We start from the raw sequence: 258 nt of genomic DNA on the forward strand, positions 1-258 counted from the left end.
CCTCAGAAACAAGCGCCGACACCTCCCGCCCCTTATCACCTCCCCTTCGCCCACCTCCGGGCGCGGACACGACCGCTTTCGCCAGAACGCCGATCGCTCCGCAATCCTCCAAAAAATCCTTCAGATCATCGGGCATGCCTTTCGGAACAGTCTTGCCCTCCCGCAGCCAATCATGAAGATTTTGTCCGAGGTGTACCAAAATTCCGTTGGTGGCCTCCCTCTCGTATGTTTGCGGGGGGACTGTCAGCAGATTTTTTT

At 57.0% G+C, this 258-nt stretch carries 1 protein-coding gene; it reads right to left on the bottom strand.

Features of this window, described 5'->3' with window-relative positions:
- Window positions 1-258 (bottom strand): hypothetical protein (locus ACLQ25_RS32920; RefSeq protein ID WP_425734625.1); only part of this gene is annotated, 258 nt, incomplete at both ends.

It is taken from the genome of Micromonospora sp. DT44, assembly GCF_049841635.1.
GTDB lineage: Bacteria > Actinomycetota > Actinomycetes > Mycobacteriales > Micromonosporaceae > Micromonospora.